The following is a 24,266-nucleotide window of genomic DNA, read 5'->3' as shown; positions in this document are numbered from 1 at the left end:
GTGTCGCCAGGGTCAGCGGCGCAGGCTGTCTACGACCGAGGGGGGCGCATCCATCCCTTCGGGCTGGCCCAGAAACTTGCCGCCGGACTGAATGAACGCCTCCAGGCTGGGACGCAGGCTGCTGGGCACGGCAATGATGTCCATGCCCAGCACCCGCGCTATTTCGGCCAGGGTGGAATAGCGGGGGTCCAGGTCGCCGCCTTCGGTGCGCTGCACCGTCATGCGGGAGAGACCTGCACTTTCGGCCAACTGGGCCTGGGTCATCTGGTGGGCTTTGCGGGCGGCGGCGAGGGTGGGAATAAGATCGATTGACATGATGCTATTTATACTCTTTTTATAATTAAAGAGTAGAAAAACATACAAAAATCTGCGCCTGACTCGGCTTAGGGCGAATCCAATGGAGGCAATACCTCGCTGCGCTCTGCGCAAAACCGCTGCGCCTCCTCCAGCAGCCACTCCCTCACCAGCTCCATCGCCGGGCTCGGGTGGGTGGTGGTCACAAACGAATACGCCGCGCGCGATGGCACGCTGCACCCCAGCAGCGGCACCAGGCGCCCGGCCTTCACGTCCTGCAGCACCAGCGCGGCGCGGCCCATGGCAATGCCCTGGCCGGCCAGCGCTGCGCCGAGGGCCAGTTGCGACAGGTTGAACTGCTGGCCGCCCGCCCAGGGCGGTGGCGTGGCGCCCATCTGCGCATACCAGTGTTGCCATTCTTCATAGGTGTCTGCGCCTTCCCAGGCGCTGCCGTCGTGCAGCAGCCATTCGCCGTGCAGGTCCTCGGGCGTGGTGATGGGCGGGTGCCGGGCCAGAAACTCGGGGCTGGCCACGGGGATGAGCCATTCGTCCAGGAACACGGTGGCATTCAGGTCGCGGTAGCCGCCCAGGTCAAAGCGCACGGCGGCCTCCACGCCGTCGCGCACCATGCGGGTGCGGTCCAGCGTGTGGAACTCGCCAAACACGCGCAGCCCGGTGTGGGGGTGCTGGCGAAAGAAGTCGCCCAGCCGGGGGGTGAGCCAGCTCATGGCAAACGAGGGCGAGCAGCTCAGCGTGGCCGTGGCGGCTTCTGCCGGTTGACGCATCTGGGCCAGGGTGCTTTCGATGGCGTCAAAGCTCTCGCGCAGCACCACGGCCAGCCATTTGCCCTCGGGCGTGGGCACCAGCGCGCGCGGGGTGCGCAAGAAGAGGGGGCGGCGCAGCCAGTCTTCAAGCTGCTTGACCTGCTGGCTTACCGCCCCCTGGGTGATGCACAGCTCGGCCGCCGCCTTGGTAAAGCTGCCGTGGCGGGCCGCTGCATCAAAACTGCGCAGCCAGGCGAGCAAGGAGGGGGAAAGGCGAATATCCATTATTAATACTAATGTTTCGCTCAATATAAATGCTTTGTGATGGTGGCGTGACAGGCGAAGAATGAGGGCAACACTCTTCGAGACACAGATGCCATGACGACTGCCGAGACCCAACCTGCCGTGGATGCCTTGCTGGCTGCCCGTTTGCGCAATGCCCAGCCTGCTTTGTGGACCAACGCAGCCCGGGAGGTGCAGCCTGCCGCAGCGATGTCCGCATTGGGCAGGACTATTAGTCTGGATGATACGAAAGCAGCGGCGGCGCGTTTGGCGCGTTTTGCCGGGCTGCTGGCCCAGGTGTTCCCCGAGCTGGCCGCAACAGGTGGCCTGGTGGAGTCGCCCCTGCTGCCCGCTACGGCGCTGCAGCCCGCATTGGGTATGGCCGAGGGGCAAGGCCGCCTGTTCATCAAGGCCGACCACAGCCTGCCCGTCGCCGGCTCCATCAAGGCCCGGGGTGGCATGCACGAGGTGCTGGAGTTTGCCGAGGGGCTGGCGTTGCAGCATGGGCTGGTGCAGCCAGGCGGTGACTACCGCGCGATGGCCACGCCGCAGGCGCGCGAGGTGCTGGGGCGCTACCAGGTGGCGGTGGGCTCCACGGGCAACCTGGGCATGAGCATCGGTGTGGTGGCGTCGGCCCTGGGTTTCCAGGCCACGGTGCACATGTCTGCCGATGCCAAGGAGTGGAAGAAAGACCGTCTGCGAAAGCGCGGTGTGCAGGTGGTGGAACACGCGGGCGACTACGAGCGTGCCGTGGCCGCAGGGCGTGCCGAGGCGGCCAGCAATCCGATGTGCCACTTTGTGGACGACGAGCAATCGTTCTCGCTGCTGCTGGGCTACAGCGCGGCGGCGCTGCATCTACAAAAGCAGCTGACCGAGCAGGGCGTGGCGGTGGATGCCGAGCACCCGCTCATCGTCTACCTGCCTTGCGGCGTGGGTGGTGCGCCTGCGGGTATCACCTTTGGCCTGCGGCAGGTGTTGGGGCCGCATGTGCACTGCTTCTTTGCGGAGCCGGTGCAGTCGCCGTGTTTCATGGTGCAAATGATGGCCGATGCAACGCAAGGTGTGGGGCAGCACCCCTCGGTCTACGACTGGGGCCTGACCAACCGCACCGAGGCCGATGGCCTGGCCGTGCCGCGTGCATCGCTGCTGGCGGCCGAGCTGATGCGGCCGCTGCTGTCGGGCGTGTTCACTGTCGCTGACGACACCCTGTTTGCGCACCTGGTGCGGGTGCTGGACGCCTTGGGCGAGCGCATCGAGCCCTCGGCCGCCGCTGGCTTCAGCGGCCCGGCGATGTTGACCGGCACTACCGCCGGGCAGGCCTGGCTGCGCAGCACGGGCATCGACGCGGTGTTGCATCAGGCCACCCACCTGGTGTGGACCACGGGCGGCCTGCTGGTGCCCGATGTGCAGTACCAGGGCTTTGTGCAGCGCGGGCGGGCCGTGCTGGCTGCGCAGGCCTGATGGCTGAGCACTTTCTTTTCTCTTTCTTCTTTTCACTTTTTGTCTGGAGCCACGCCATGAACCGCAAGCAACTGCTTTTGTCTGCCGCCGTCTGTGCCGCCCTGGGCGGCCGTTGCATGGGCCCCGGCCATGGCGCAGGAGGCCGTCTTCCCCACCAAGCCGATCACGCTGGTGATTCCGTTCCCACCCGGTGGCGCCACCGATGTGCTGGGGCGGCTGATTGGCAAAAAGCTGGGCGACAAGCTGGGCCAGAGCGTGGTGATTGACAACCGTGCGGGGGCGGGCACGGTGATTGGTGCGACGTCGGTGGCGCGGGCGGCGCCCGATGGCTACACGCTGCTGATGAGTTCGGGCACCACCTTCACCGTCAACCCCGCCGTGCGCGCCAAGCTGCCGTACGACCCGGTCAAAAGCTTTGAGCCCATCGGCATCACGGGCCGCACGGGGTTGATCTTGCTCGCCAACAAGGATGTGCCTGCCAACGACCTGAAGCAGTTTGTGGCCCTGGTGAAGGCGGCCCCCGACAAGTATTCGTATGGCTCGTTCGGCACAGGCACCACCTCGCAGTTTGCAGGCGAGATGTTCTTCCACGCAGCGGGTCTCAAGATCCAGCATGTGCCCTACAAGGGCAGTGCACCTGCAATGACCGACCTGCTCGGCGGGCAGATCCCGTTCACGGTGGACACCGTGTCGGCCGCGCTGCCGCAGCTCAAGGACGGCAAGATCAAGGCCATTGCGGTGACCTCTGGCAAACGCTCGGCCCTGCTGCCCAAGGTGCCTACGCTGGCGGAGAGTGGCTACCCCGGCCTGGAGATGGACACCTGGCTGGCCATGGTGGCGCCCCGTGGCCTGCCGCCGGCCGTGAAGTCCCGCCTGGAGCTGGCGCTGGCCCAGGTGGTGTCGGACCCCGAAACGCGTGACAAGATGATCGCGGTGGGGTTCGAGCCGTCCTATGCTTCGTCCAAGGTGTTGGCCGAGCTGATCGACAAGGAGCTGCCGCTGATGCGCGCCATTGCACAGCGCGCAGCCATCACCGCAGACTGAACCCGTGTGACCAGAACAAGGAGACAAGCCCGAGATGACCACAACAAGCCCCCAAGCCCTGGTTGAGCTGACCGCCAACGAACTGCGCCATCACATCGGCACGCGCGAGATTTCGCCGGTGGAGCTGCTCGACGCCTGCGTCGCCCGCATCGAGGCGGTGAACCCGCATGTGAATGCCGTCACCGCCACCTGCTACGACCGCGCCCGCACCGAGGCCAAAGCGGCCGAGCAAGCCGTGCTGCGCGGCGAACCACTGGGCCTGCTGCATGGCCTGCCCATGGGCGTGAAGGACCTGGAGGCCACGGCGGGCTTGCTGACCACCTATGGATCGCAGATCTACCGCGAGCACATCCCGGCCGAGGACAACGTGCTGGTGGCGCGCCTGCGCGCAGCGGGCGCCATCGTCACCGGCAAGACCAACATCCCCGAGATGGGGGCGGGCGCGAATTCGCGCAACACCGTGTGGGGCGCTACGGGCAACCCCTTCAACCCCAACCTGAACGCCGGGGGATCTTCGGGCGGCTCGGCCGCTGCGCTGGCGTGCGACATGTTGCCGGTGTGCACGGGCTCGGACACGGGCGGGTCGCTGCGCATTCCGGCGTCCATCTGCGGCGTAGTGGGCTTCAGGCCATCGCCCGGCGTGGTGCCCAGCTCGCGCAAGCTGCTGGGCTGGACGCCGATTTCGGTGGTCGGCCCCATGGGCCGGACGGTGGAAGAGGCCTGCCTTCAGCTGGCCGCATCGGCGGGCATGTCGGCGGGTGACCCGCTGAGCTACCCGCTGGACCCGATGAGTTTCTTGCTGCCTGAAACCGTGGACCTGAGCCGCCTGCGTGTGGCCTACACCGAGGACTTTGGCGCCTGCGCTGTGGACAACGGCATCCGCACCGTGTTCCGCCGCAAGGTGCAAGCCATGAAGCACCTGTTTGCCCGTTGCGAAGCCATCGACATTGACCTGGGTGACGTGCACCGCTGCTTTGACGTGCTCCGCGCCGAGGCCTTTGTGGCAAGCACGCGCGAGGCCTACGAGCGCGACCCCGCCAGCCTGGGCCCCAACACCCGCGCCAATTACGAAATGGGCGCCGCTATGACGCTGCTGGACAGCGCCTGGGCGCAGGCAGAGCAAACACGCATCCTGGCGCGGTTTCAGAAGCTGTACGAGGACTACGACATCATCCTCGCGCCCACCACGCCCGTGTCGCCCTTTGCCTGGACCGAGCTGTTCGCCAGCCACATCAACGGCGAGCCGCAGGCCAACTACTACCGCTGGCTGGCGCTCACGTATGTGACTACGCTGACCACCCACCCAGCGCTGAGCCTGCCGTGCGGGCTGGACGACGCTGGCATGCCGTTTGGCCTGCAGATCGTGGGCCGGTTCCGTGCTGACCGGCACACGCTGGGTGTGGGGCATGCGCTGGAGCAGGCGTTCAAGGGCATTGCAGGGCTGGCACGGCCCCGGCCCGATATTGCCAAGCTGACGCAGACGCGCGCCGAACCCGCGCTGACCTCCATCGTGACCGTGGCACCCGACCCCCGCGATGCCCGCAGCCTGCCGCGTGACGACCGTGCGGCATCGGCAGCGCAGGTGTCGGCCGTTTGAGCAGGAGGAGCAGATGCAAACCGTAGACACCATCGTCATCGGCGCAGGCATTGCCGGGGCCTCCGTGGCCTGGCAACTGGTGCAGCCCGCCGCCGCAGGGCAGAGCGCCAGCGTGCTGCTGCTGGAGCGCGAATCGCAGCCCGGCTACCACACCACCGGGCGTTCGGCCGCGCTCTACATGGCCACCTATGGCACGCCCAACATTCAGGCGCTGACCCGGGCGAGCCGCGCGTTTTACGATGCGCCGCCGGCGGAGTTTGGCGCTGACCCCATCCTCTCGCCCCGGGGCGTGGTCTATGTGGCTGGTCCCGACCAGCTGGACTTGCTGAAACAGACCTACGAGGAAGCGCACGCCACCTCGCCCAACGTGCAATGGGTGGACAAGCCCGAGCTGCTGGCGATGCTGCCCTGCCTCAAACCCGAGGCTGTGGCGGCCGGCATGAGCGAGCCCGAGGCGGCCGACATTGATGTGAACGCCCTGCACCAGGGCTACCTGCGCGGCATGCGTCAGCGCGGCGGCCAGGTGCTGACCCACGCCGAGGTGACGGCCGTGCGCCGTGACGGCGACGTGTGGCAGGTGACGCTGGCCGACGGGCGGGTGTTTGCCGCCCCCACCATCGTCAACGCTGCGGGTGCCTGGGCCGATGTAGTGGCAGGCCTTGCGGGTGTGCCGCCGATCGGGCTGGAGCCACGCCGCCGCACGGCGTTTACCTTTCCCGTGCCCGAGGGCATGGACGCTACCCATTGGCCCGCCGTGATCGGCATTGACGAAAGCTTCTACTTCAAGCCCGACGCAGGGCAACTGCTGGGCTCACCGGCCAATGCCGACCCCACGCACCCGCACGATGTGGTGCCCGAGGAGCTGGACGTGGCCACCGGGATTTATCACATCGAGGAAATGACCCGGTTCCAGATACGCCGCCCATCGCACACCTGGGCCGGGTTGCGCTCGTTTGTGCGGGATGGCGACATGGTGATTGGCTGGGACAACCATGTGCCCGGCTTCTTCTGGCTGGCCGGGCAGGGCGGATATGGGATTCAGAGCGCGGCGGGCGCCTCGTTGCTGGCGCGGCAGCTGCTGCGCGGCGAGCCGCTGGCCGGGGAGTTGGTGCGCGAGGGCGTGGGGGTGGAAGGGCTGTCGCCCGCGCGTTTGCGCTGAGCCGCCAGGGCCGAGAGAGAGGGGGGGCTCAGCCCCTCAGGCGAACGTGTTGACGTTGGTCCCCAGCGTACCGCTGGTGGCCAGCTGAGGCTGGGGCATGGACTGCTGCATGGCGTCGATCATGGTGGCGGCCGACACGGCCTGCATGTCCAGCGCCTTTTTCAGCACCACCATGTTCAGGGCGTCGGACGTCTTGGCGTTGGCCAGGCTGGTAGCGGTGTTGACGATGCTGTTGGTCAGGGCGACGTCCATGGTGACTCCTTGGGGCAATGGTGGTTTATCGGCACTACAAAAGCGAGCTTGAGGGTTGTTACATGTGCAGGGGGCGGTGAAGCTGCGCTGTTCTGCATTGCCTTAGTCCAGCGCAGGCACCCCCAGGGCTGGGCAGGCGGCCAGGTCGGAGGTGCGGGCGTTCGGCAACTGTCGGGCTGCGTCGCGCAAGGCGGTGCGCAGGCCTTCTTCCAGCGTGGGGTGGTAGAACGGCATGCCCAAAAGATCATGCACGGTCAGCTGCTGCTGCACGGCCAGGGCCAGCAGGTGGGCGAGGTGCTCGCCATCGGGGGCGCACAACTCGGCACCCAGCAGGCGACCACTCGCGTGGTCGGCATAAACGCACAGGCGTCCCTGGTTGCGCTGCGCGGTGCGGGCACGGCCCTGGTTTGTGTAGCTGGCGGTGCCGGTGACGGTGCTGTGCGCGTCCATGTCGGCCAAGCGCGGTCCCACAATGGCGATGTTGGGGTCGGCGAACACGATGGACAGCAAGGTGCGGCGCCGAAAGCGCGTGGGCGTGGGGGCCAGGGCGTTCAGGCCTGCAATATGGCCTTCATCGGCCGCCTCGTGCAGCAACGGGGTGTGGGTGTTGGCGTCACCCGCCAGAAACACCGGCAAATTGCCAATTTGCTGGGTTTGTGGGTCTACGGTGGGCAGGCCGCGCGCATCCAGCGGTACGCCCAGTGTCTCCAGGCCCAGGTGTTCAATATTGGGCACCCGGCCCATGGCGGCGATGACCTGGTCCACTACCACGCGGTTGGCGCCGCTGGCGACTTCAATGCCTCCAGGCACTTCGCGCAGCTGCGCCTCGGCGCCCATGTGCAGCACCATGTCCTGCTTGAGCTGGGCCGCCAGCTCGGCATTCAGCGTTGGGTCGCTCAAGCCAGCCAGCGTGTGGCCAGTGGTGAACGCAGCCACCTGCAGGCCCAGCCGCGCGAGCGCTTGCGACAGCTCCACTCCAATCGGGCCCATGCCGATCACTGCAATGCGGGGGCCTAGGGTTGGTTGTTCGAACAAGGTGTCGGTGGTGAGCATGCGGTCGCCAAACGCCAGCCATGCCTCGGGCACACGGGGGCGTGATCCCGTGGCGATGATGATGCTGCGCGTGGCGTAAGCCGTGCCATCAATGTCCACCAAACGCGGCCCCAGCAGCGTGGCGCGCCCTGGCACCTGGTTGCTGCCCAGTTCATTGGTGGCTTTGAGGGCGCCCGCCACGAAGTCGTCGCGCAGTGCGCGCACGCGCTGGAGCACGGAAGGCAGGTCGGCGGTCAATGCACTGGCGCCCCGAAGGCCAAACGCTTCAAAGGTGTGGCGACGGTGGAAAGCGTTGGCCGCCTCGATCAGCGCTTTGGACGGCATGCAGCCCACGCGGGCGCAGGTAGTGCCCCAGGGGCCTTCATTGACGATGAGGTAGCGGTCGGTGCGCTTGCGCACTTCACGCAGCGCGGCCAGGCCCGCCGTGCCTGCGCCAATGATGATGGTGTCGAGCGGTTGGGGCATGGGGCTCTTTCGGAGTCGGAAAAGCCGGAGTGTGTAGCGTGAACGGCCCCACCGCTGTAGGCATGCACGCCGTTTTACGACGACGCTGTGGGGGGCTTGCCGGGGCGCTTCCCAACCCTTTGTATGAAGGCGTAGCCCTGGGTCAGGCCTCGGCATCCGTCCAGCCCACGCGGCCTTGCCCGTGGTCGTTGATGCGTTGCACAAAGGGCGCCGCCTGTGTCTGGGGCAGGCGCAGTTGCAAGGTGACCAGGGTGCCATGCTGCACGTCGATCAGTTCGGCACCAGCTGTCTCGATTTCTCGGCGTAGCAGGCCCTCTAGGGCATAGGGCACCTGGCATTGCAAGGTGGTCATGCGCTGCAGCGTGACCTTGGGGGCGGTGAGCAGCGCCTGGGCAATGGTGTCGGTGTAGGCGCGCACCAGACCGCCCGCGCCCAGCTTGACGCCGCCAAAATAGCGCACCACAGTGGCCAGCACGCCTTCCAGGTCCTGGTGGCGCAGCACGTCCAGCATGGGGCGGCCAGCAGTGCCGCCGGGCTCGCCATCGTCCACTGCCGCCGACTGGCCGCCCGCCAGCAGGGCCCAGCAGATGTGGGCGGCGCCAGGGTGCTGCTTCCACAAGGCATCGACGGCGGCCTGGGCGCTGGCGCGGTCGGCCATGGGTTGCACGCAGCCGATGAAGCGGCTTTTCTTGATGATGAGTTCGCTGTGCGCCGGGGCGGCCAGAGTCTGGGGCATGGGGCAGCGAGTTTACGGCGAGCGCGTTGGTTGCTCGCATCGGGCTGTGTGTGACGGAAGTCACAGTCCTGACCCTGAAGGGTATGACTCGGCACCAATCGCGTCGCGAATGTGCGTTCTGTCACACACACCTTAGGCGTGCGTTCCTACACTGCAGAGTTGTCGCTGTGGCCTACGCTGTTGCTACGCATTTGAAAGCACCTGGGCCATCAGAAAAGGAACCGCCATGTTTGCCACCTCGCTCTCTGCACCTTTGCCTACCTCCCTCGCCAGCCATCTGTTTGGCCGTTTCATTGCTCCCTCTGGCTCCCAGGCGTCGAGCACCGGTGCGGTGGCACCGGCCAGCGCAATGCCCAGCGCGATGGACGAGCAGGACGACGAAGCGATGCCGGATTTGGCTCAGCGCGTGCGGGAAATCGGCGAGTGGTGATACGGCGCCCTGCGTGATGTGACAAACCACGCAGTGGACCGAATGTTTAGTCGGCGTTGTCTGCGCCGCGCTTCTCCTCCAGGTCGCGTGCCATGAGCACGCTGGTGTAGTTGGTCAAAGGGCGCCAGTCGCACTCGCCCACCACCCTGTAACCCCAGGATTCATACATTGCTATCAAAGCGGTAGCGGGTTGTGCAGTGTCTAAAGCCATCACCCGGGCGCCTGCCTTGCGGGCATAGTCCAGGGCATAGGCGTGCAACTGTTTGCCGTAGCCCCGGCCTTTGGCGTCGGGGGTGATGCAGAACTGGCACAGCGACCACACCGCAGGCTCGCGGTACAGCGGTACGGTGGACTCGGGTTGCGGCGGTCGCAGCGTGGCGGTGCCCACATAGTCTTCTCCATCCAGCATCACCAGCCCCGTGCCAGAAGCAAATCGCTTGGCTGTGTCTTCCACGGACTGGTGGGTGCCCCAGTAGCGCAGGCCCCGCTGCGCGTGGGGTGCGTATGCGGAGTGGATGAGGGCGGTCAGCCGTGCCAAGTCATCGTCGGCCGTGACGGGGCGAATCAAAAGCGGATTGGACAAAGTCATCGAGATGCTCCGTGGCCTCGCGTTGGGCGCTGCCGGTCATGCAGCGGATTGCGTAGCCTCATTCAAAGCTTCAGCTCCCAGGTTTCTCCCACCAATTGCTGACCAAAACCTTCGTAGGGCTCGGTCTTGACCAACTGAAAACCCCGTTGCGCATAGATACCGCGCGCCGCCGTCAGGCAGCTGTTGGTCCACAGCACCATCTTTTTGTAACCTTTTGCACGCGCAAAGGCAATGCATTCGTCGGTCAGGCGGGCGCCCAGGCCTAGACCCCGCGCTTTGGGGCTAAGGATGAGCATGCGCAGCTGCGCCGTGGTGGCAGATTTGCGCACCACAAACACCGAGCCCACGCGCTCGCCGTCCAGCTCGGCGATCCAGGCTTTCTCCCATGCGGGCTGGAACTTGCGCAAGAACTGCGCTGCGATGTCTGCCACCAAGGCCTCAAAACGGTTGTCCCAGCCGTACTCGCGCCCATAGATCTCGCCATGCTGCTGCACTACCCAGCCCATGTCGCCGGGCAAAGGGTCGCGCAGGACGGCGATTCGGGTGCCATCCGCCGCGTTGGAGGGGGAGGACAGCAGGGCTTCGATCCGTTCCATGGCCTCCACGACCTCCTGGCGCCGAGCCGGGGGCAAGGGGGCGAGCAGTGCGGCAGCTTCGTCGCGCGAACGCTGCTGCAGCGGCTCGAACGCCTCGCGTCCAGCAGCGGTGAGCGTGACCAGGCTTTGCCGCGCGTCCTTGGCGTTGGCATGCCGTTCTATCCACCCGGCCTGCTCAAAACGCCGCAATATCCTGCTCATGTACCCGCCGTCCAGCCCCAGCTCCCGCGCGAGTTCGCTCGCCACAGGGGCCTCACGATGGGCCAGCTCGTAGAGCACGCGCACGTCGGTCAGCGATAGCTTGCTGCCCAGGTACGGGTCCAGCACGCCAATGCGGCGGGTGATGAAGCGGTTGAACCGGCGCACGGCTTTCACCGCGCTCGCAGGCACGGGGACGGACTCGGGAAGGGTAGAGGTGTTGTTGCTCATGAATGCCTCTGTCAGTTAATTAATTGACTAAAGCAAGTATATGTCTGACGGCCATCAAGCCTGTAACAGTGAGGGGCAAGGGCTGCCGAGGCGACAAAAACCGTCCGTCAACGTAAAATCACGGGTTATCCACCACAGACGCGCCCCACGAAGGCCCCCATCGCACCGGGGGCGGCCGCGACCTCCTTTGCATGAACGCCCCCGTTGACGTCTCCTTTTTTGCGCGCGCCGCAAAGCCATTGACCAGCTACCGCCCGTACTGGGCCAAGCGCTTTGGCACGGCACCGTTCCTGCCGATGAGCCGCGCCGAGATGGAGAAACTGGGCTGGGACAGCTGCGACATCATCCTGGTGACGGGCGACGCGTATGTGGACCACCCGAGCTTTGGCATGGCCGTGATCGGCCGCACGCTGGAGGCGCAGGGCTTTCGTGTGGGCATCATCGCCCAGCCCGACTGGCAGAGCGCCGAGCCCTTCAAGGCGCTGGGCAAGCCCAACCTGTTCTGGGGCGTGACGGCGGGCAACATGGATTCGATGATCAACCGGTACACCGCCGACCGGAAGATCCGCAGCGATGACGCCTACACCCCCGGCGACGTGGGCGGCAAGCGCCCCGATCGTGCGGCCATCGTCTACAGCCAGCGCTGCCGCGAGGCGTACAAGGACGTGCCCATCATTCTGGGCGGCATTGAAGGCAGCCTGCGTCGCATTGCGCATTACGACTACTGGAGCGACAAGGTGCGCCGCTCCATCGTGGTGGACAGCAAGTGCGATCTGCTGCTGTACGGGAACGCCGAGCGTGCGCTCGTTGAAGTGGCCCACCGCATCGCAGCGCGTGAACCGGTGGAGCAGATCACCGATGTGCGCGGCACGGCCTTTGTGCGCCGACCGGACGACGAGAGCGGCAAGGGCTGGTTCGAGATCGACTCCACCACGGTGGACGAGCCCGGCCGCGTAGAGGCGCACATCAACCCGTACATGACCACCAGCGAGCAGGCTGCGGCCCAAGGCAGCACCTGCAGCAAAGAGGATGGAAATGCTACTGATTCTGTAGCGGGTACCGCAAATAACACCAGCGCTACCGGCCAAAACAGCCCCAACCCTGCCATTCAGCCGATTCAGTTTGTTGCCAATCCGGCGCTCAAGGCCAAGCTCAAGGTGCCCCCGCGCGAGAAGAGCGTGATCCGCCTGCCCAGCTACGAGCAGGTGAAAAGCGACCCCGTGCTCTACGCCCACGCCAACCGCGTGCTGCACCTGGAGACCAACCCTGGCAACGCGCGTGCATTGGTGCAGGCCCACGGCGAGGGTGTGACGGCGCGTGATGTGTGGATCAACCCGCCCCCCATCCCGCTGACCACGGCCGAGATGGACTACGTGTTCGACCTGCCTTACGCGCGTGGCCCGCACCCCAGCTACGCCGACGAAAACGGCAGTCATGACGGCGCGACCAAGATCCCCGCGTGGGAGATGATCCGCTTCTCGATCAACATCATGCGCGGCTGCTTTGGCGGCTGCACCTTTTGCTCCATCACCGAGCACGAGGGCCGCATCATCCAGAGCCGATCGGAAGATTCGATCATCCAGGAGATCGAGGACATCCGCGACAAGGTCAAGGGCTTCACAGGCACCATCAGCGACCTGGGTGGCCCCACGGCCAACATGTACCGCCTGGGCTGCCGCAGTCCCGAGATCGAGGCCGCCTGCCGCAAGCCAAGCTGCGTGTACCCCGGCATCTGCCAGAACCTCACCACCGACCACGGCCCGCTGATCAAGATCTACCGCCGTGGCCGCGCGCTCAAGGGCATCAAGAAGATCCTCATCGGATCGGGCCTGCGCTATGACCTGGCTGTGAAATCGCCGGAGTACGTGAAGGAGCTGGTACAGCACCACGTTGGGGGCTACCTCAAGATCGCGCCCGAACACACCGAGCAGGGCCCGCTCACCAAGATGATGAAGCCGGGCATCGGCAGCTATGACAAGTTCAAGCAGATGTTCGAGAAGTTCAGCGAAGAGGCGGGCAAGAAGCAGTTCCTGATCCCGTACTTCATCGCCGCGCACCCGGGCACCAGTGACGAGGACATGATGAACCTCGCCATCTGGCTGAAGAAGAACGGCTTCCGCGCCGACCAGGTGCAGACCTTCTATCCCAGCCCCATGGCCACGGCCACGGCCATGTACCACTCGGGCCGCAACACGCTGACCCGCGTGCGCCGCGAAATGCGCGATGTGGATGAAGAGTCTGTGGACATCGTGCGCGGCGAAAAGCGCCGCCGCCTGCACAAGGCCTTCCTGCGCTACCACGACCCAAACAACTGGCCGCTGCTGCGCGATGCGCTCAAGGCCATGGGCCGGGCGGACCTGATCGGCAACGGCAAGCACCACCTGATCCCGACCTTCCAGCCGCTCACCGACGGTGGTTACCAGAGCGCGCGGCGCAAGAACTCGACCCCGACAGGGGCCAAGCCCGCCGTGGCACCTGCGTCGCGCACGTTGCAGCAGCCCACGAAGGGCCGCATCCTGACCCAGCACACGGGCCTGCCACCGCGCGTGACCGGGGGCGCGGCCAAGCCGGCTGCTGGCGGCAAACCGTTCAAGAAAGCGCGATAGTCCGCTGCCTGCCTGCTTGCGTGGCGGGGCGGGGCTGGGCGGGCAGGGCGTCCATCTGCCCATTGCATCTGCAGGCTGAAACGGGGGGCTGGCATGCCGCGCCAACGGCATCGGTGGGGTGGCGGGACTCAGGCGCGCCAGGCCCGCGCGGTGGTCAGGCGGTCGTGTAGTCCCTCGCCAGGCATTCCGACAGCGGCACGGGCTTCGCCACCGCATAGCCTTGGGCGTAGTTCACGCCGATGAGTCGCAACGCATCCACGATGGCTCCGGACTCGGCGAACTCGGCAATCGTCTGCTTGCCCATCACATGGCCGATGCGGTGGATCATTTCCACCATGGCGCGGTTGGTGGGGTCTTGCAGAAGGTCTTTCACGAAAGCGCCGTCGATCTTGAGGTAGTTCACCGGCAGGTGCTTGAGGTAGGTGAAGGACGACATCCCCGCGCCAAAGTCATCGAGCGCGAACCGGCAGCCCAGTTGCTGCAGCTCCTTCATCAGTCGCACCGCGTTGGGCAGGTGCGATATCGCGCTGGTCTCGGTGATCTCGAAGCACAGCAGCGCGGGGTCCAGGCCGGATTCGGTGAGCGTGGTACGGATGTATTTGAGCAAGCTGTCATCCCCCAGGCTGGTGCCCGAGAGGTTGATGGCGCAGGTGTGTAGCGGCTGGGCGCCCGGGGTGCGCTGGTGCTGCGCCAGTGCCTGCAGTGTGTGGCGGATCACCCAGCGGTCGATGGACGGCATCATCCCGTAGTGCTCGGCGGCCGGGATGAAGGTGCCGGGCGCCACCAGTAGGTCGTTTTCCTCCTCGCGCAGGCGCAGCAGCACCTCCATGTGCAGGCCTTCCTCACCGGTGCCTTGCAGCGCGCGGATGGTCTGCGCGTACAGCTGGAAACGGTTGTGCTCCAGCGCCAGACGCAGGCGCCGCACCCAGTCCATGTCGCCTTCGCGCCGGGTCATCTCGATGTCTTCGGGCTGGTAGATGAACACCCTGTTGCGCCCGCCTTCCTTGGCACGGTAGCAGGCCATGTCGGCCACGCGCATGGCCTCCTGGATGAAGGTGAGCGCTGGGATGAGCTGCACCATGCCGATGGAAAGGCCCGTGCTGAGCTGCTGGCCTTCCCAGGCCAGGCGCAGGTCCTGGCCAGCCTGGCGCAATTGCTCTGCAATGCGCGCCGAGGGGCCAACGGGGCAGTCCTTGAGCAGGATGCCGAATTCGTCGCCGCCCAGCCGTGCCAGCGTGTCCCCTTCGCGCAGGTGGCTTTGCAGCATGCGACAGACCTCTCGCAGCATCTCGTCGCCGGCCTGGTGGCCGCAGGTGTCGTTGATGAGCTTGAACTGGTCCATGTCCACGTAGAGCAGCGAGCCCTCACGGCCCGGCTGGCGCGGGTGGCTGAGCAGGGCTTCAAGCCGGTGCTCGAACTCGCGGCGGTTCACCAGGCCCGTCAGCGCATCATGGCTGGCCTGCCACGAGAGCTGCTCTACATAGTGCTGCTCGCGCGTGACGTCGTGCAGCGCCAGCACCGCCCCGGTCAGCACACCCCGGTGCCGGATGGGGGAGCCCACCAGCCTCACCGGAACGATGCTCTGGTCCGGTCGCACCAGGGTGCGGTGGATGTTGCCCTTGGCGGCACCATCGCTGCGCAGCAGCGTCTGCACCAGGGCGTCGGCCGACACGGGTGGTGCATCACCTTCGAAGACCAGCAACTGCGCCAGAGGTTGTCCGGTGGCCTGGGCGGCTGGGCGGGCCAGCAAGGTTTCTGCGGCAGGATTCATGTAGGTGACCTCGCCGTGGATGTTGGTCGTCACCACGGCATCGCCAATGGCGGCCAGCGTGGTGCGCGCCTGTTCCCGCTCGACCTCCAGGGCGCGCTCCGCGTTCTGGCGCTGGGCCAGCAACTTGTGCGTGTGCCACAGGGTCAGAAGAATCAGCACCAGGGCGATGCCCATGTTGGTCCACATCAGCAGGAGCACGATGTGGCGCGAGCTTTCGCCCAGGGCCTCGTTGAAGTTCCGGGCCGCCGGGGTCACGCCCGCGTTGATCTCGCGGATGGTGTTCTGCCACCGTTCGCGGGTGGGGGCGTCCGCCGTGCCGGCGGTGTTGCGCTGGTGGATCTCGTGCGACAGCTCGCGCAGCGCACGGATGTACTCGTCGCCCACCAGCCATTGGTCTACCGGCTTCTTCACCAGATCAAAGCCGTCAAAGTAGCGCAGCAGCCAGATCAGGCCGTCAATGTCATCGGGGTGGTTGCCACCGCGCAGAAAGCCGTCGCGCGCCACATCCGTCTGCACCTGGCCTGGCTCCAGGGCCAGCCGGGCCGCCCGGTCGCCCAGCGGGATCTCCATGGCGCGGGTGAACCCTTCAAAGGCCTGGGGGGAGCCGGTGATGGCGTACTGGTTGAGAAAATAGATGGCGTCCTTCTGGCCTTTGGTCCATAGGCTTTCGCCAGCGACGAAGGCACGCACCGTGGACAAAACATGCAGGCTGGCCGTGGCGCACACCGCCAGCAGCAACACCATGGTGATGAAAGGCCAGGTCACCCGCAACGTCAACGGCACAGGCCTTCGCTCGACCGGCTGCAATACATCCATGGATGGCTCCCTCGCCTCGTGCCAAGCTGCTTGCGCCAGTGATGCCTGGTGGCCCCATCCGGCGCGCCCTCATCAGTGTGTCCGCGTGCTCTGTCAATGCCTGCGGTCCAGGGTTGTCCTGGAACGGGTGGCTGATTCGGCGGTGCGGTGCTTCCGGCCCACTATATAGAGATCAACTTGCCAGCGCATGCAAAGTTTGGCAACCCCTTGTGCCTGCGGGGAATGGCCGCCATGCCGATGCGCACCCGCACCTGAACCTGCGCGCGGCGGGCCATCGCTGGCTCCGCCCAGGTGTTGCCCGGCCTGACAGAAGCCGGTGTTTACGGCGCCGCAGCGTGGGTGCCCACCAGCACGGACTGCGGGCCATCGTCTGCGGGCTGCGAGATCAGGTCTTCGATGATGAAGGTGCGGTAATAGAACGCCGTGACCGCGCCTTCGGGGGCAATGGCTGCCACCAGCGTGTCGGTGTCGTCTTTGTCGTTCACTGCGATCAGAATGCCGTGGTGGCCGGAGCCCGCCAGGTCGGCAATGCGCCGCACCATGTCGCCTTCGGCGCCCACAGATGGCAGCGGCGCATCTGCAGTGCCCAGGGTGTGCACAATTTCTTGCAGGATGACTTCGGGGCTGGCGTAGGCGACATCGCCCTGATGGCCTGCTGCCTGCAATGCGAGTGCGGCCTGGCGCGCGCAGTCCTCGTCGGGGAACAGCGCAAACATCTGGCCGGTGGGGTAGAAAACGCCGCCCATGGTGGTCATGGTGGAATCAAGGACGAGGGGTTTCATGGGCATCTCCCGAAGTGTTTCAGACCTTTGGGATTGAAACCGGGCCTCCCGGCGCGCTGTGTAGGCCAGCGGGCCATCTGTGCGTCAGCCCGCTTTGCATTGCCGGGGGCTGGGTCACAAGAATATGTACCAAAAGCGCTTGATGCGCTAGTGCTTCATGGGTTGATTGCTATCAATTTGTTAGTTTTTGACCGCATCTGCTAGCCCAGCCATCCACCCAGCCAGGCCCCCAGCGCCGCGCAATGCAGCACCACCGTCGCCCAATACACCGCGCGAAACTCCGCCTTGCGGGATTTGTGCCGCAGCCACTGCTGGGCCCACCATGCGCCGGGCCAGCCGCCTGCAAGGCTCAGCAGGTGCAGGTGGCTTTCCTTGGTGCGCCACCGGCCATTTTGCGCGGCGCTTTTGTCGATGGCGTAGACCAGAAAGGTCAGGAGGTTGACGGCGACCGCCGCGCCCAGCACCCACCACGGTAGTCGGCCTGCCCAGAGGCCCCAGGCCAGCAGCCCCGCCCAGCCGAGCATGAGTAGCCGTATCAGCGCCGAGCCGGTGGGAGTGGTCGGTTCGATGGCCGCCACAGGGCGCCTGCGCCTGGCGGCCGGAGGTTGCCCCGCCCGTTGCACCGGCGCGCGCCGCGTGGGGTGCGCAGGGGGCGGCTGCGTTGGTGCCGTGCTGCGGGGCTGGAACGCGCCACCCGCGTTTGCAGCGGGCAACACCGCCATAGCCCGGGGCCCTTTTTCGCCGACATGAATCTCCTCGTACACCACGGCGAGCCCTTCGCGGGGCGGGGCGGTACCCCGGTAGTCCCGCACATGAAAGAACACATCGGCGGACGTGTCAGGGCTGCGGATAAAGCCGAAGGCGCGGCTGGCGTCCCAGCGGACGACGGTGCCTTGTTTCTGCATCGGTCAGGAAGTGCTTTCAGGCCAGGGTGTGCAAAGGAATGTCTTGCGCCACCGCCAAAGCATCAAGCTGCGCGCGGGTCTGTGTGCGCAAGAACGCCGCCACGGCCGCGTGGGTGGCGGGGGCGCGCAGCACCTGCGGGTCGCCCGTGGCGGGCAAGCCTGCGGCAGCACACAGGCTGGCGGCGAAGTGGGGTTCCAACGCGGCCACGGCCACGCGGCCGTCGGCGCAGGGGTAGATGCGGTAGCCTGCGTGGTTGCCCCCCACGTCGCCCTCGGGGGTGGTCAGGCCCCAGTCGCGCGGCTGGGCCAGCCAGGCAGCGGCGTCGGCCAGGGCGACTTCGATGCACACGCCGTTGCCGGTGTGGGCGCGCTCCAGCAGGGCCTGCAGCACGGCCTCGCTGGCCATCAGGGCGCCACCCATGTCGGCGTACAGGGTGGGTGGCATCTCGGTGCCGGTCACCAGGCCGGCGTCGGCCAGGTAGGTGAGGTCGTGGCCGGGCTCTTCGGCCCGCTCGGCCGCCGCGCCCACGATGCGTACCAGCGAGAGGCGTGGATATTTTGATTGAAGCGCCTCCCAGGAGAGGCCCAGCTTGGCCAGGGCCGACGGGCGGAACGAGGTGATCAGCACATCGGTGCTTGCCAGCTCTGCATGCAGCGTGGCCTGGCCTTCGGGCGTTTTGAGGTGGGCATGCACCACGCGCACGCCCTGGTGCAGCGTGGCATAGGCCGCAGGGCTGTAGATGCCCATGGGGTCGGCACTGGGGTAGCCGGGGGGCGGGGGCGGTTCGAGCTTGGTGCACTCGGCGCCCATGCGTGCACAGCGCATCAGGGCGGCGGGGCCGGGCAGGTTCAGCGCGAGGCTCAGGACGCGGACATTGCGCAGGGGCTGGGGCAGGGCGTTTGTCATGGGTGGGGGCTTGTCTCGGTGTTGTGGTTTTGAAAGGAAGGCGCGGCGCCGGAACTTCAGGGGCGTGCGCGGGCTCACTCCCTGCGTTATACATAATTTGTTACGCTCCCTGACCCATGCAACGCAGAACCTCTTTGGCCGCCCTCACGGGCCTGGCCGCCTTTCCGGGAGCTTTCATGACCACGTCCCTGAGCAGCGCCGCCACGGCATCTGCATTGCAGGCGCTCAAGCCCTCGCCCCGCATGCCCGTGCTGTTTGTGGGCCATGGCAGCCCCATGAATGCCATCGAGGACAACGCCTGGCGCCGCAGCTGGCAGGCCATGGGCGCGGAGCTGATGGCGCGCGCCGTGCAGCCGCAGCTGATCCTGTGTGTGTCGGCCCACTGGCTCACGCGTGGTGGCTGGCAGCTCACTGGCATGGCCAACCCCAAAACCATCCACGACTTTGGCGGCTTCCCGCAGGCGCTGTTCGACCAGCAGTACCCCGTGCCGGGCGCACCGGCCGTGGCGCGCAGCCTGGCCAAGGAGCTGAAATCTCCTGCCACGGGCGCCGCCCTCGGCGTGGACGAGGGTGAGTGGGGGCTGGACCACGGCACCTGGTCGGTGCTCAAGCCCATGTTCCCCCAGGCGCGTATCCCGGTGATGCAGCTCAGCATGGACTACAGCCGCGCCCCGGCCGAGCACTATGCACTGGGCCAGCAACTCAAGGCCCTGCGCGAGCGGGGTGTGCTCATTGTGGGCAGCGGCAACATCGTGCACAACCTGCGCGCATCCCGCCGTGGCTCGGCTGCCAACGAAGCCTACGACTGGGCCACGGAGTTCGACACCGTGGTGCAGGAGCAGATCAAGAAGGGCCAGCTGGGCGCCTTGCAGGACTTCCAGAAGCTGGGCGCCGTGGCCCAGCAGGCGCACCCCACTTACGAGCACTACCTGCCGCTGCTTTACGCAGCGGGAGCCGTGCTGCCCAGCGAGATGCCCCGCTTTTTCAACACGGGCTATCAGTCGGCATCGATCTCGATGCGGTCGGTGCTGTGGGGCTGATGGATGCTTTCTGAAGCCGATTGAATGCTTCTTTTTTTGATAGCTATTGGCGCATTTACATCTAGCGCTTGAGGCCAAAAACGCCTGAAATCGCCGCGTCGCAGCGGTGGGGCGTCTTCAGGCCGTCGCGTGACCTGCGGTCTGGATCGTCAGCCACGGCCAGCGTTCGCGGTAGCTTTGCGCCTTGGCCTCAAACAACGGCAGGTGCGGGCAGGCGGGGTTGGGTTTGAGAAGTCCTGCGTACAGCTCTTCCAGTCCGTACGGCGCGTACAGCGTGGGCTGAGCAACGCCGGGGGTGATGGCAGGTTGCAGGCCCACGCAGGTGCAGGGCACCAGAAAACGCTCGATCCCGTTGCGGGCGGACTGCAGCGGCGCATACGGGTAACCAAACCAGCGCTCGTACCAGAGGTGCACGCGGGCCTGGTTCTTGGCTTCGACGGTGATGGGCAGGTCGGCGAAGAGGGCGGTGGCGCGGGCTTGCACCTGCTGCTCTGCCGATTCGGACAAGTCGTTGCCGTCGAAGTAGAACAGGTCGTAGTCCTTGATGTTCGCGGTGGGCTCCAGGCCAGAGTGCAGGTTCCACACCGTCTGGAACAGGCAGCCCGCCACCAGCCACCCGTCGGGCAGGCCCAGAAACGGCAAACGCTCCAGAAGGGCCGCGTTGTGCGGGTTCTGGAGCGTTTCGCTCACAAAGCGGCGCGCGAGCGCCGCTTCCTCATCGTGCTCAGACGACCTTTGCAATGGCCTGGCAGACGTAGTCGATGTTCTTGCTGTTCAGGGCGGCCACGCACATGCGGCCGGTGTCGGTACCGTACACGCCGAACTCGTTGCGCAGGCGAACCATCTGGTCCTTGGACAGGCCGGAGTAGCTGAACATGCCGATCTGGGTGGTGATGAAGGACATGTCCTGCTTCACTCCCGCAGCCTTGAGGCCGTCCACCAGCTTTTGGCGCATGGCCTTGATGCGCACGCGCATTTCGGCCAGTTCTTGTTCCCACATGGCGCGCAGCTCGGGGTTGTTCAGCACAGCAGCCACCACCGCGCCACCGTGGATGGGTGGGTTGGAGTAGTTGGTGCGGATGACGATCTTGAGCTGGCTCAGCACGCGGCCGGCTTCTTCCTTGTCGGCGCACAGCACCGACAGGCCACCCACGCGCTCGCCGTACAGGCTGAAGCTCTTGCTGAAAGAGGTGGACACAAAGAAGTTCAGGCCGGCAGCCACAAACTTGCCGATCACGGCGCCGTCCTCGGCGATGCCGTGGCCAAAGCCCTGGTAGGCCATGTCCAGGAAGGGCGTCAGGCCCTTGGCCTTGACGACGGCGATGACCTGGTCCCACTGCGCGGCGGTGATGTCGTAGCCGGTGGGGTTGTGGCAGCAGGCGTGCAGCACGACGATGGTGCCGGGGGCGGCTGCATTCAGGCTGGCCAGGAAACCTTCGAAGTTCACGCCGCGCTTTTCAGCGTCGTAGTACGCGTAGGTGTCCACTTCAAAACCGGCGTTGGTGAACAGCGCGCGGTGGTTTTCCCAGCTGGGGTCGGAGATCAGCACCTTGGCGTTGGGGCTGACCTTCTTCAGGAAATCGGCACCGATCTTGAGGCCGCCGGTGCCGCCGATGGCCTGCACGGTGGCTACGCGGCCAGACTTCACGGGTTCGCTCTCAGCGCCGAACACCAGGCTCTTGACGGCGTTGTCGTACGCCACGATGCCGTCGATGGGCAGGTAGCCACGGGCCGTGGGGGTGGACATCATGGTCTTTTCTGCGGCCTGCACACATTGCAGCAGGGGCAGCTTGCCGTTGTCGTCGAAATAAACGCCGACGCCCAGGTTGACCTTGTTGGGGTTGGTGTCGGCGTTGAATTGCTCGTTGAGGCCCAGGATGGGGTCGCGGGGGGCCATTTCGACGGCGGTGAACAGAGACATGAAAATCCTTGAAAGGTTGTCAGTAGCGAAGAATCCGGGCGTGGTGTACTGTGCCGGGTTCGGCCGATTTTAACGGCCCGCCTTCACCACCCGTTGACCGCCCCCATGCCGGATATCACAGAAGTCATAACTGAAAAGCAAGACGGCGAATTCGTCCGCTTCCCCGACTCCCCGTTTGAACTGTTCCAGCCGTATCCACCGGCAGGCGACCAGCCCGAGGCCATCAACAAGCTGGTGGAGGGACTGAATGATGGGGAAACCTTCCAGACGCTGCTGGGTGTGACGGGATCGGGTAAGACCTTCACCATGGCCAACGTGATCGCGCGCATGGGACGCCCGGCCATCATCTTTGCGCCCAACAAGACACTGGCCGCGCAGCTGTACAGCGAGTTCCGCGAGTTCTTTCCCAAGAACGCCGTGGAATATTTCGTCAGCTACTACGACTACTACCAGCCAGAGGCCTACGTGCCGCAGCGCGACCTGTTCATCGAGAAGGACAGCGCGATCAACGAGCACATCGAGCAGATGCGGCTGTCTTGCACCAAGAGCCTGATGGAGCGGCGCGATGTGGTGATCGTGGCCACCGTGTCGGCCATCTACGGCATTGGCGAGCCCGAGAGCTACCACCGCATGGTGATGACGCTGCGGGTGGGGGACAAGCTGGGGCAGCGGGACGTGATCGCCCAGTTGATCCGCATGCAGTACCAGCGCAACGAGGCGGATTTCAGCCGAGGCAAGTTCCGTGTGCGGGGCGACACCATCGATGTGTTCCCGGCCGAACACTCCGAGCTGGCGATTCGCATTGAGCTGTTTGACGACGAGATTGAGAGCCTGCAGCTGTTCGACCCGCTCACGGGCCGCGTCAAGCAGAAGATCCCGCGTTTTACCGTGTACCCCAGCAGCCATTACGTGACGCCGCGCGACAAGGTACTGGCGGCGGTCGAGACCATCAAGCTGGAACTGGCCGAACGCCTGCAGCAGCTGGTGGCTGACGGCAAGCTGGTCGAAGCGCAGCGGCTGGAGCAGCGCACGCGATTTGATCTGGAAATGCTGAGCGAAGTGGGCCACTGCAAAGGCATCGAGAACTACACGCGCCACCTGTCGGGCGCGGCGCCGGGCGATCCGCCCAGCACGCTGACCGACTACATGCCCAAAGACGCGATCATGTTTCTGGACGAAAGCCACCAGATGATCGGCCAGCTCAACGCGATGTACAGCGGCGACCGCTCGCGCAAGACCACGCTGGTTGAATATGGTTTTCGCCTGCCTTCGGCCCTGGACAACCGACCGCTCAAGTTCGAGGAGTTTGAGCAACGCATGCGGCAGGTGATCTTTGTATCGGCCACGCCCGCCGACTACGAAAAGACCCATGCAGGCCAGGTGGTGGATCAGGTAGTGCGCCCCACGGGCTTGGTGGACCCGGTGGTGGAAGTACGCCCCGCCACCCATCAGGTGGATGACGTGCTGCAAGAAATACGCATTCGTGTCGAAAAGCATGAGCGTGTACTCATTACCACGCTGACCAAGCGAATGGCTGAGCAGCTGACCGACTATTTGACGGACAACGGTGTGAAGGTGCGCTACCTGCACAGCGATGTGGACACCGTGGAGCGGGTGGAGATCATTCGCGACCTGCGGCTGGGCGCGTTTGACGTGCTGGTGGGCATCAACCTGCTGCGTGAAGGACTGGACATCCCGGAGGTGTCGCTGGTAGCGATTCTGGACGCCGATAAGGAAGGCTTCTTGCGCGCAGAGCGCAGCCTGATCCAGACCATTGGCCGTGCTGCGCGTAACCTGAACGGCCATGCCATCTTGTACGCCGACCGCATCACTGACTCCATGAAAAAAGCCATGGGCGAGACGGAACGTCGGCGCATCAAGCAGATCGCATACAACGAGGCCAACGGGATCACGCCGCGCAGCATTGTCAAGCGGGTAAGAGACCTGATTGACGGCGTGTACAGCGAAAAAGCGGGCAAGGATGCCGAGCGCTTGGAGCAGGAAGCCCTGCAGCGTGCGCAGGTGGAGGACATGTCCGAGAAGGACGTGGCGCGCGAGATCAAGCGCCTGGAAAAGCTCATGCTGGAACACGCGCGCAACCTGGAGTTCGAGCAGGCCGCCCGGGTGCGCGACCAGCTGACGCGGCTCAAGGACCAGGCCTTTGGAGCCCATGGCAGCGATTCCGTAGCCTTGTAGAAAAGGATTGTAGCTGGGTGTGTGATGGGAAATTACTATTGAGTCGATTAATAACTATTTGGTTTTTTAACCCGACAGAATCAATAGGGATTTGTGCTATACTCGCACAAAACACTCAACAAAACAGCCCAACGATGAAGGGCTCCGCAGCAGGTGACTGGGCGGAGTAAG

20 protein-coding genes and 1 pseudogene are annotated in these 24,266 nt (G+C 65.4%); 8 read left to right on the top strand and 13 right to left on the bottom strand.

All coding sequences use genetic code 11. From position 1 onward, the window contains the following. Positions 1-12: 12 nt before the first annotated feature. Together C8C95_RS21685 and C8C95_RS21680 are read right to left on the bottom strand one after the other, a co-directional pair. Complete coding sequence (locus C8C95_RS21685; protein WP_116749960.1) at positions 13-315, bottom strand: helix-turn-helix transcriptional regulator; 303 nt, start codon at positions 313-315, stop codon at positions 13-15. Positions 316-383: 68 nt separating this feature from the next. Then, a complete protein-coding gene (locus tag C8C95_RS21680) occupies positions 384-1,343 on the bottom strand; it encodes a LysR substrate-binding domain-containing protein (RefSeq protein ID WP_116749959.1) in 960 nt (319 codons plus the stop codon). A 93-nt stretch (positions 1,344-1,436) separates the two neighbouring features. Here C8C95_RS21680 and C8C95_RS21675 point away from each other — a divergent pair, with 93 nt between their 5' ends. The 4 genes and pseudogenes from C8C95_RS21675 (at position 1,437) to C8C95_RS21660 (ending at position 6,601) form a co-directional block, all read left to right on the top strand. Continuing rightward, entirely contained in the window at positions 1,437-2,801 is a 1,365-nt protein-coding gene (locus C8C95_RS21675; RefSeq protein WP_116749958.1) for a D-serine ammonia-lyase, read from the top strand. Between the two features lie 56 nt (positions 2,802-2,857). Beyond that, a pseudogene (locus C8C95_RS21670) lies at positions 2,858-3,845 on the top strand (tripartite tricarboxylate transporter substrate binding protein). Between the two features lie 34 nt (positions 3,846-3,879). Further along, entirely contained in the window at positions 3,880-5,442 is a 1,563-nt protein-coding gene (locus C8C95_RS21665) for an amidase family protein (RefSeq protein ID WP_116749957.1), read from the top strand. A 13-nt stretch (positions 5,443-5,455) separates the two neighbouring features. Beyond that, a complete protein-coding gene (locus tag C8C95_RS21660; protein ID WP_116749956.1) occupies positions 5,456-6,601 on the top strand; it encodes an FAD-dependent oxidoreductase in 1,146 nt (381 codons plus the stop codon). A 36-nt stretch (positions 6,602-6,637) separates the two neighbouring features. Here C8C95_RS21660 and C8C95_RS21655 read toward each other — a convergent pair whose 3' ends face one another. From C8C95_RS21655 to C8C95_RS21645, 3 genes are all read right to left on the bottom strand, one after another. Then, entirely contained in the window at positions 6,638-6,853 is a 216-nt protein-coding gene (locus C8C95_RS21655) for a YjfB family protein (RefSeq protein WP_116749955.1), read from the bottom strand. A gap of 102 nt (positions 6,854-6,955) precedes the next feature. Then, the gene (locus C8C95_RS21650; RefSeq protein ID WP_116749954.1) at positions 6,956-8,371 is read right to left on the bottom strand and encodes a dihydrolipoyl dehydrogenase; all 1,416 of its coding nucleotides are present in this window, start codon (positions 8,369-8,371) and stop codon (positions 6,956-6,958) included. Positions 8,372-8,513: 142 nt separating this feature from the next. Continuing rightward, entirely contained in the window at positions 8,514-9,107 is a 594-nt protein-coding gene (locus tag C8C95_RS21645) for a YigZ family protein (RefSeq protein ID WP_116749953.1), read from the bottom strand. A 226-nt stretch (positions 9,108-9,333) separates the two neighbouring features. Here C8C95_RS21645 and C8C95_RS21640 point away from each other — a divergent pair, with 226 nt between their 5' ends. Beyond that, complete coding sequence (locus tag C8C95_RS21640) at positions 9,334-9,537, top strand: hypothetical protein (protein ID WP_060984005.1); 204 nt, start codon at positions 9,334-9,336, stop codon at positions 9,535-9,537. Positions 9,538-9,583: 46 nt separating this feature from the next. On the opposite strand, the gene C8C95_RS21635 is transcribed toward C8C95_RS21640, so the two are convergent. Both C8C95_RS21635 and C8C95_RS21630 read right to left on the bottom strand, forming a co-directional pair. After that, positions 9,584-10,126, bottom strand: coding sequence for a GNAT family N-acetyltransferase (locus tag C8C95_RS21635; protein WP_116749952.1), 543 nt, complete (start codon positions 10,124-10,126; stop codon positions 9,584-9,586). Between the two features lie 62 nt (positions 10,127-10,188). Next, a complete protein-coding gene (locus tag C8C95_RS21630; RefSeq protein ID WP_116749951.1) occupies positions 10,189-11,151 on the bottom strand; it encodes a bifunctional helix-turn-helix transcriptional regulator/GNAT family N-acetyltransferase in 963 nt (320 codons plus the stop codon). Between the two features lie 191 nt (positions 11,152-11,342). Here C8C95_RS21630 and C8C95_RS21625 point away from each other — a divergent pair, with 191 nt between their 5' ends. Beyond that, positions 11,343-13,757: a YgiQ family radical SAM protein gene (locus C8C95_RS21625; protein WP_116749950.1), complete on the top strand. Its 2,415-nt coding sequence runs from the start codon at positions 11,343-11,345 to the stop codon at positions 13,755-13,757. Between the two features lie 154 nt (positions 13,758-13,911). Here the strand turns inward: C8C95_RS21625 and C8C95_RS21620 are convergent, their stop codons facing one another. The 4 genes from C8C95_RS21620 to C8C95_RS21605 form a co-directional block, all read right to left on the bottom strand. Beyond that, positions 13,912-16,344, bottom strand: a complete 2,433-nt coding sequence (locus tag C8C95_RS21620) for an EAL domain-containing protein (RefSeq protein ID WP_243415748.1) — start codon at positions 16,342-16,344, stop codon at positions 13,912-13,914. A 320-nt stretch (positions 16,345-16,664) separates the two neighbouring features. After that, on the bottom strand, positions 16,665-17,126 hold the full coding sequence (locus C8C95_RS21615) for a hypothetical protein (RefSeq protein ID WP_116750405.1): 462 nt from the start codon (positions 17,124-17,126) through the stop codon (positions 16,665-16,667). A gap of 200 nt (positions 17,127-17,326) precedes the next feature. After that, positions 17,327-18,031, bottom strand: coding sequence for a cold shock and DUF1294 domain-containing protein (locus C8C95_RS21610; protein WP_116749948.1), 705 nt, complete (start codon positions 18,029-18,031; stop codon positions 17,327-17,329). A gap of 16 nt (positions 18,032-18,047) precedes the next feature. Further along, positions 18,048-18,938 carry a CoA transferase gene (locus C8C95_RS21605; protein ID WP_116749947.1) on the bottom strand — a complete coding sequence of 297 codons (891 nt, stop codon included), beginning with the start codon at positions 18,936-18,938 and terminating at the stop codon, positions 18,048-18,050. Between the two features lie 134 nt (positions 18,939-19,072). Between C8C95_RS21605 and ygiD the strand changes: the two genes are divergently transcribed. Then, positions 19,073-19,978 carry a 4,5-DOPA dioxygenase extradiol gene (gene ygiD / locus C8C95_RS21600; RefSeq protein WP_116749946.1) on the top strand — a complete coding sequence of 302 codons (906 nt, stop codon included), beginning with the start codon at positions 19,073-19,075 and terminating at the stop codon, positions 19,976-19,978. A 117-nt stretch (positions 19,979-20,095) separates the two neighbouring features. Here the strand turns inward: ygiD and C8C95_RS21595 are convergent, their stop codons facing one another. Further along, a complete protein-coding gene (locus tag C8C95_RS21595) occupies positions 20,096-20,668 on the bottom strand; it encodes a nucleotidyltransferase family protein (protein ID WP_243415747.1) in 573 nt (190 codons plus the stop codon). A 34-nt stretch (positions 20,669-20,702) separates the two neighbouring features. Next, positions 20,703-21,899, bottom strand: coding sequence for an amino acid aminotransferase (locus tag C8C95_RS21590; RefSeq protein ID WP_116749944.1), 1,197 nt, complete (start codon positions 21,897-21,899; stop codon positions 20,703-20,705). 105 nt (positions 21,900-22,004) lie between these two features. Here C8C95_RS21590 and uvrB point away from each other — a divergent pair, with 105 nt between their 5' ends. After that, positions 22,005-24,095: an excinuclease ABC subunit UvrB gene (gene uvrB / locus C8C95_RS21585; protein WP_099730352.1), complete on the top strand. Its 2,091-nt coding sequence runs from the start codon at positions 22,005-22,007 to the stop codon at positions 24,093-24,095. Positions 24,096-24,266: the final 171 nt, after the last annotated feature.

This window comes from Acidovorax sp. 99 (assembly GCF_003096455.1).
Taxonomy (GTDB): Bacteria; Pseudomonadota; Gammaproteobacteria; order Burkholderiales; family Burkholderiaceae_C; genus Acidovorax; species Acidovorax delafieldii.
This window is presented reverse-complemented; position numbering and strand designations above follow the sequence as displayed.

Excerpts from the sequence above, each read along its gene's own strand:
- C8C95_RS21685 (WP_116749960.1), bottom strand. The coding sequence starts at position 315 with ATGTCAATCGATCTTATTCCCACCCTCGCCGCCGCCCGCAAAGCCCAC.
- C8C95_RS21680 (WP_116749959.1), bottom strand. The coding sequence starts at position 1,343 with ATGGATATTCGCCTTTCCCCCTCCTTGCTCGCCTGGCTGCGCAGTTTT.
- C8C95_RS21675 (WP_116749958.1), top strand. The coding sequence starts at position 1,437 with ATGACGACTGCCGAGACCCAACCTGCCGTGGATGCCTTGCTGGCTGCC.
- C8C95_RS21665 (WP_116749957.1), top strand. The coding sequence starts at position 3,880 with ATGACCACAACAAGCCCCCAAGCCCTGGTTGAGCTGACCGCCAACGAA.
- C8C95_RS21660 (WP_116749956.1), top strand. The coding sequence starts at position 5,456 with ATGCAAACCGTAGACACCATCGTCATCGGCGCAGGCATTGCCGGGGCC.
- C8C95_RS21655 (WP_116749955.1), bottom strand. The coding sequence starts at position 6,853 with ATGGACGTCGCCCTGACCAACAGCATCGTCAACACCGCTACCAGCCTG.
- C8C95_RS21650 (WP_116749954.1), bottom strand. The coding sequence starts at position 8,371 with ATGCCCCAACCGCTCGACACCATCATCATTGGCGCAGGCACGGCGGGC.
- C8C95_RS21645 (WP_116749953.1), bottom strand. The coding sequence starts at position 9,107 with ATGCCCCAGACTCTGGCCGCCCCGGCGCACAGCGAACTCATCATCAAG.
- C8C95_RS21640 (WP_060984005.1), top strand. The coding sequence starts at position 9,334 with ATGTTTGCCACCTCGCTCTCTGCACCTTTGCCTACCTCCCTCGCCAGC.
- C8C95_RS21635 (WP_116749952.1), bottom strand. The coding sequence starts at position 10,126 with ATGACTTTGTCCAATCCGCTTTTGATTCGCCCCGTCACGGCCGACGAT.
- C8C95_RS21630 (WP_116749951.1), bottom strand. The coding sequence starts at position 11,151 with ATGAGCAACAACACCTCTACCCTTCCCGAGTCCGTCCCCGTGCCTGCG.
- C8C95_RS21625 (WP_116749950.1), top strand. The coding sequence starts at position 11,343 with ATGAACGCCCCCGTTGACGTCTCCTTTTTTGCGCGCGCCGCAAAGCCA.
- C8C95_RS21620 (WP_243415748.1), bottom strand. The coding sequence starts at position 16,344 with ATGGATGTATTGCAGCCGGTCGAGCGAAGGCCTGTGCCGTTGACGTTG.
- C8C95_RS21615 (WP_116750405.1), bottom strand. The coding sequence starts at position 17,126 with ATGAAACCCCTCGTCCTTGATTCCACCATGACCACCATGGGCGGCGTT.
- C8C95_RS21610 (WP_116749948.1), bottom strand. The coding sequence starts at position 18,031 with ATGCAGAAACAAGGCACCGTCGTCCGCTGGGACGCCAGCCGCGCCTTC.
- C8C95_RS21605 (WP_116749947.1), bottom strand. The coding sequence starts at position 18,938 with ATGACAAACGCCCTGCCCCAGCCCCTGCGCAATGTCCGCGTCCTGAGC.
- C8C95_RS21590 (WP_116749944.1), bottom strand. The coding sequence starts at position 21,899 with ATGTCTCTGTTCACCGCCGTCGAAATGGCCCCCCGCGACCCCATCCTG.
- uvrB (WP_099730352.1), top strand. The coding sequence starts at position 22,005 with ATGCCGGATATCACAGAAGTCATAACTGAAAAGCAAGACGGCGAATTC.